Source organism: Faecalitalea cylindroides, from assembly GCF_028321995.1.
Lineage (GTDB): Bacteria > Bacillota_I > Bacilli_A > Erysipelotrichales > Erysipelotrichaceae > Faecalitalea > Faecalitalea cylindroides.
Window position 1 is genome coordinate 1 of sequence record NZ_JAQLXG010000037.1, and the last position, 1,645, is coordinate 1,645.

Genomic DNA, 1,645 nt, shown 5'->3' on the forward strand with positions numbered 1-1,645 from the left:
TAATATTTTTATAACCGGGCTTGGAGACATGAGCGATGGCCAATGCACATGCATTTTCCAACCTGGTTGCCGTATATTTATCAGAAAGTTTCAACAGCGAAAGACATCCTTTGTAAGCCTGTTCTTCCACCTTGTATCGATTCAACAGTGATTCGATGACCTGATATGTATGGGGACCGATTTCAGCTGCCCATCTTTTGAAACGTTCTCCATTCCAGGTGAACAGTTGATGATTTTCCGGCATATGGTCAATGTTTGTGGAATACTGATTCTTTCTTCCATACAGCCTTTTATGGGAACAGACCAGTGTACGTTTATAATAAACGTCAATATAAGATTTCGTGGACCTAACCTCTACTCGTTTTCCCACATATTCATAGGGAACAGAATAGTTCATCTTATCTACTGCGATGTGATAGTTTAATTGGACCGTTGCCGTCTTCCATTCACTTAGCTCAAAATCCCTTTCAGGAAGAGGTATCATATAATCTTTCTCTTCTTCAAGATAAACCGATTTTCTGGATCCCTCTCGTTTTTGAAATGGACGGTCATTAAACTTTTCCAATTCGATCCATATTGCGTTATTTAATTCATCAAAGGAAAAGAAAGTTCGATTTCTTAAATGTGCCATGATGGAAGTGGTGATCGTATTAACTGTTCCTTCTACAGCGGCCTTATCTTTAGGGGCTCGGATCCTGGCCGGGATAACAGTGGTTCCATAATGATCTGCCATTTCTTGATAGGATTTGTTTAATACAGGATCTTCATATTTTTTATTTGAATCCACTCCCGTCTTAAGATTGTCCGGAACCAGTAGTCTAGTGACACCGCCATAATAACGAAAAGCGTTGATATGACAATCGATCCAGTTCTTCGAGTCCATAGAAGGACATGCCTGCACATAGGAAAACATACTAAACGGAAGAGTTGCCACGAAGAGATAGGCCTTCGTTATTTCGCCAGTATACCGGTCGGTTACTTCCATGGTCTTTCCATCCCAATCAACCATCAACTTATCACCTGGTTTATGATTGATATGCATTGTAAGCCGATGTTTCTTCACGTAATCTGTGTACAGCTTGTAGAAATTACTTCTCTGATAGAATGGTTTCCCAATGGATCTGCACTGTTCCACGTATTCATCCCATAACAGCTGAAGGGTGACTCCCGGTTTCAAAAGCTCTTTATGAATCTTTTCAAAATCCGGTGATTGATAGATCAGGTTCACTGTATCGTTCCCAAACAAATAGGATTCAATTTGATTCTCGTCCATGTTATGGGCCTTCTCCCAATACAGCTGTTTCTGGTCTGCCAATGAAAATATCCGACTGACTGTATTCCTGGATATTTTCAGAGAATCCGCAATAAAGCGTTGACTCTTATTTGAAGCTCTAAGCTTCAAGATTTTCTTTAAATCTCGCATATAAAACACCTCCAATTCCACAAGATATTAAAGAATGCGATAACTATCGCATACATATCTTAAGAAATTAGAGGGTAGAAAAAAACCAGGCTACGCCACCTTGAGAGGATGGCTCTCAAATCGGATTGCCTGGCTCTGTAATTTGGATTAAGTGGTTCTCTAGATTGGAATAAGTGGCTCTATTTTGTCGGATTAGATGGCTCCGCCACTTTGGAATATTCA

The 1,645-nt window shown here is 40.1% G+C and carries 1 protein-coding gene; it reads right to left on the minus strand.

Features of this window, described 5'->3' with window-relative positions:
• On the minus strand, positions 1-1,423 hold a 1,423-nt coding region (gene istA / locus PND65_RS09595), incomplete at its 3' end, for an IS21 family transposase (protein WP_271992989.1).
• Positions 1,424-1,645: the final 222 nt, after the last annotated feature.